General features: G+C 63.4%; 4 protein-coding genes. 1 reads left to right on the forward strand and 3 read right to left on the reverse strand.

The genetic code is table 11. The annotated features are described in order from the left end of the window. From VD811_05065 to VD811_05075, 3 genes are all read right to left on the reverse strand, one after another. Positions 1–668 (reverse strand): glutathionylspermidine synthase family protein (locus tag VD811_05065; protein ID HXV20347.1); only part of this gene is annotated, 668 nt, incomplete at its 3' end. After that, positions 668–985, reverse strand: a complete 318-nt coding sequence (locus VD811_05070) for a hypothetical protein (GenBank protein HXV20348.1) — start codon at positions 983–985, stop codon at positions 668–670. The genes VD811_05065 and VD811_05070, both read right to left, overlap by 1 nt. A 277-nt stretch (positions 986–1262) precedes the next feature. Beyond that, positions 1263–3596, reverse strand: coding sequence for a hypothetical protein (locus VD811_05075; GenBank protein HXV20349.1), 2334 nt, complete (start codon positions 3594–3596; stop codon positions 1263–1265). 491 nt (positions 3597–4087) lie between these two features. On the opposite strand from VD811_05075, the gene VD811_05080 reads away from it, so the two are divergent. Then, the gene (locus tag VD811_05080; protein HXV20350.1) at positions 4088–4309 is read left to right on the forward strand and encodes a hypothetical protein; all 222 of its coding nucleotides are present in this window, start codon (positions 4088–4090) and stop codon (positions 4307–4309) included. The last annotated feature ends 273 nt before the right edge of the window (positions 4310–4582 follow it).

Consider the following 4582-nt stretch of genomic DNA (forward strand, 5'->3'; position numbering starts at 1 on the left):
AGGGAACGGATCGGGCGCTCTTCCAGATCGACGAAGCAGCCGCGTGCCGCGTCCCAGCCGATTTCGCCGATGTCGAGGGCGCAGGTGTCGAGCCCCGCCTGGATCGCCGTGTCGCGCAGGTAGTCGAGGTTGCCGCAGTCCTCGCGGCTGGCGCCGGTTGCGGCAAAGTGCATCAGGCCGCCGGCTTTTCCGGCCCAGTCGCTCCAGCCGGCGATGAGCTTTTCGTGGATCGAGTTGAACTGGTCCGCTTCCGGAAAGACCTCCTTGAGCCAGAACCACTGGACGACGCTCGCCTCCAGCAGGGCGGTGGGGGTGTCGGCGTTGAATTCGAGCAGCTTCGGGGGGTGTTCGCCGTCGTAGACGAGGTCGAAGCGGCCGTAGAGGGAGGGGGCGTCGGCCTCCCAGGAGCGCACGATCAGCTCTTCGAAGGCCACGGGGATCTGCAGCCGGCTGAACAGGCGCCGGTCGATGACGTGCTGCGCCGCCTGCAGCGCCATGTCGTACAGTTCCTGGCTGGCGGCCTCCAGCGTGTCGATCTGCGCCGCCGAGAAGCGGTAGGCCGCCGACTCGTCCCAGTAGGGGGCGTTGTCGATGGTGTGGTAGTGCAGGCCGAGCGCCTCGACCTTCTCCTGCCAGCCGGGGCGCGGGGTCAGGGCGATCCGCTCCATCAGCCCCCTCCGCCGTGGAAGCCGGCCATGGAGCCGAAACCGCCCCGCGCCACGGAGAAGGCGCGCACCGAGGGCGTCCCGCGCAAGGTGCCGCCGCTGCCGTAATAGCGGGGGCCGAAAAAGTAGCCGACGGGGTGATGCGAGCCGCCGTAGCTGCTGTTGGCCGCGGTGACCTCCTCGCATTCCTGGCCGCTTCCCCAGTCCTGGAGGCAGTCCTCGCGGGACTTGTAGACGTTGCGCTGCTCCTGCTGACAGCCGGTCAGGGCCACCATGCCGACCAGGACGAGTGAAATCTGCAAACTGCTGCGCCGCTTCATTGCATCCCCCGAAGAAATCCTTTCTTTTTCTCTCCGGAACGCCTCCGGCGCCTGTTTCCGATTCATTTGAACGAAGGCGTTCACAGGGTATGAAAATAGTCACTTATGTGAGCCAAGGCAAGTGAAATGGTCAGCGGAGACCGGGTAGGCAGGCTTGATGTCGGGTCGATAGTGTCAGGTCTACACTTTGACAGTTTGTCAATGTGTAGACCTGACACCCATGGGTGACACTGCCGACAGGTCAGGGGACATTCCATGCCCTCTCTCACCTTTACTCTCAGATTCCCTTCTGACGCACGCGGAATGGGACCGCGGTCGACCAGCGTCCATTTCCCAGGATGACCCAGGGGCCGCGCGCGTACCACGACAGCGCGGAATCCCAGTACACGCAGTCATTCGGGGCATCGTAGCGGATCGTGAACTCTACCGTATGTGCCCCCGGGGAGAGGGACACCACGGCACCGCCCCGGGCCGAAGGCTTGTACGGCCATCCCGAGTAGGAGTAGAGGGCGGCGCTTCCGGAGCGGGCGGTCACGGGCACCCCGTCGACCACCACGCCCGAGGTCAGGGCGTAGTCGGCGCTCAGGTCTACCCCCTCGCAACCGATGTGGACGGACACCACCAGCTTGTCTCCGGCGGTCAGGTCCATGGAGGAAAGAGAGGCGCTGCCGCACCCGGAGGCCAGGATCGAGTAGTCGAGATCGGTGCACATCGGCGGCACCTTCAAGGTGATCTTGCTCTCCGCCTCGCCGAGGAAGATCGGGTCTCCGTGGGTCGGGCCGCTGCCGGTGTCGGGCTTGAGGTAGACGCTGACGGTGACAGTATCCGTGGCGCCATCGGTGACTTCCGGGCCGGCCACGTAGGAGACGTTCGGTGAGGAGGACTCGAAGGCGCTTCCCGAGTGCCCGTTGGCATCCTCCAGATGGCCGTTGCCGCCGCTGACGCTCCACTGATAGACGAAGACCCCCTGCACGCCGCTGGGCGGTTTGGCCGTCAGGGCAATCCGGTCGAGGGGCTCGGCTTCCGCCGCCTCCGGATCAAGGCGGACCATCGGCTTCACCACGGTAACGTCCCAGAGATTGCCGCGCCGCGAGCTGCCGATATCCTTGATGACGGCCCCGATGTCGCCGGCCGTCATCGCCTTGTCGATCGCCTCGATGACCACGTTGGCGTGGGTGAGGCTGGAGATGAGCGCATCGGGGTCGCTGAAGACATCCAGCACGGCCGACTTCTGGAAGGATTCCTGCAGCCCGGTGATAAAGGCCTGCCGGAGTTCGTCACTGCCGGCCAACTCCTTGAAGATGGTCAGCATCGCCTCCTTCCACTCCCCGGCCAGGACCTGATCCTTGGCCTCCGGGAGGGCCTTGAAAACCATCGCCGCGAACGTTTCGCTGATGAACTCGGGGTTTTCCACTTTCAGGGCGGCGTTGATCTTGTCCGAATCGAGGACCCAGGAAAAGGCCACGGGCAGGAGCATGTCCTTGACGAAGGCCGAAGTGGTCAAGGACAGGATGGACCTTTCCCACTCCGGCGCGAATCCGCCGAACCGCGATTCCGAGAAGAAGGCCGGCGACGTGATGTCGAAGGATGGGCCTACCGCGACCACCTGGTAAAAGGTCTTGGCCGTGCCCGTTTCAAGGGGAAGCTCGAAGGGGTTGCTCTGCACCGGGGTCCAGAAAACTTTCTCGTTGAAGATGTCGATGACCGTGCCGAAGACGCCGTTGAGTTGATTGGTCGCCTGCATGGCGGTGGCGTCCATGGCGGGAAAAGGCGGTTGGAGGTCGTAGCGGTTGCCTTCTTCATCCTCGGTCGCCACCTTGTAGGCATAGTAGTAGGATGCCCGGCGGTAGGTGTTCATCAGGATCAGCCCTTCGCCTTCCGGGTTCGGACCGAGTTGCAGCCCCTCCTGCGGATTGGTGGGGTTGACCAGGGTGAGGGTGGTGCCGGGGATGTTGGCGGCCGTTATCTCCGTCGTCGCGGCAGTGCTCCCGGCCACCGCTGCGGACCTCAATCGGGCCGTCTGGACGGAGGGGGCCTGCGGCGGGTTCTGGAGCAGGGAGGTGTGGGCCTGGGACAGGGCCTCGAGCACCTGCGGATCACCGTCCGCCAGGGCGGTGAGGTTTTCGGCCACGCGGCTGGCGATCATCGTCGCCAACTCCTCGGCCTCCGCCGACCCGGCAAGCAGGCTGCGCAGGGTTTCCTGCTCCGCCGCCGGCAGGGTGAAGGCGCCAAGCGCCTGGAAGAGAAGAGCCACGGCGCTCTCTTTGGGACCGATTGCCGCTTGTCCTGCGGAATCGACATAGCCGAGGAAGACCAGCTTCCCGGCCGGGTCGATTACGGCGGCGAGGGACTGGCCATCGCCGTTGACGGGGGCACTGAAGGCGCCGTTCGCGCCGACTTTGGCCGTACCCGCCCCCGTGGCGACGGCGAGGGTCGAGGCGTCGACCGTCGAACCAGCCGGGAGCTGAACGATTCCGGCCACCGACGAACCGGGAGATGGCGACGAGCCACCGCCTCCCCCACCTCCGCATCCCGTAAGAACGAGAAGGGTGGCGCCGAAAAGGGTTAGCAGGAATACCGTGAACGGTTTCAGTCGCAAATTGGCTTTCATCGCGGGATCTCCTTCCTTCTCTGACAAATATCCAGGGGCTCGCGAGCAGTCTTGCAGCCAGCATACCAAGCCGCCTTGCAAACCAAATGTCTTGTGATTTAAGCAAGTTGCAACTTAGTGCAGGCTGCCGCCGAGTCAAGCATTTGACTTGAGGGGAGTCCTGCCGGAGCCGGGATAATTTTTTGACAGGGGGAGAGGAGAGGGCTGGCAGGAGTTTGAACGGGGAGGAATCGATAGGGACGCCCCAGCTACATCCCCGCCGCCCTCTCTAAGAGGCTAAACAGCGTTTGGCTGCAATTTTTAACGAATTTTTTTCTATGCTGTCTACATTTTCAACGGGCAGAATTCATGGCGCACGGGCGCCTAACCATGTTATGAAAATACCTCTTCTAGTAAAAAATCACATATAGGCCTTGCTTTTGCGCCCGCGGCTTTGCTATCCTTAAATCATTTTCAGGACAGATGAACCTCTCTCCCCAAGGAGGCCGAGTATGAAACCGTTCCCCCTCTTGCTGCTCCTGATCGTATCCGGGATCCTCTTCGAAATCCTCTTCCGCCCCTTCGGGCGCCTCGCCGCCCTGATCCAGCGCCTGCAGCGTCTCCCGGCCCGTTTCACGGACAGGCGGCGGAACGCGCTCCCGGCGGCCGGCCTGTCCGGTTCGTCCAGGCGTCCCCTGGCAGACGACGCCTGGCGCCCTGCTGCGCAGTTCTGACGACTGCCCCCCCTGGGCCTGCCCGTCCGGGACCGCATCGCCAGCCAGGCGGCAGGACTCTCCAGAGCCTTACGAAAAAGGGCGGCCCCATCGGCCGCCCTTCGTTCATCCTGCTTGCCCCACTTCTTCGGGACAGAAAATAAATCTACCCCCCATTTTCTCCGTCTTTTCTCCTATTATTCCTCATTATTCCCGAAATGCCCACACACGATTACCTGGGCTTGCGAGGTCCCGGCGCAAAACAACGCCCCGCCTTGGCATCCAGGTCGTCGA

The sequence above is a fragment of the Desulfuromonadales bacterium genome (assembly GCA_035620395.1).
Classification (GTDB): Bacteria; Desulfobacterota; Desulfuromonadia; order Desulfuromonadales; family DASPGW01; genus DASPGW01.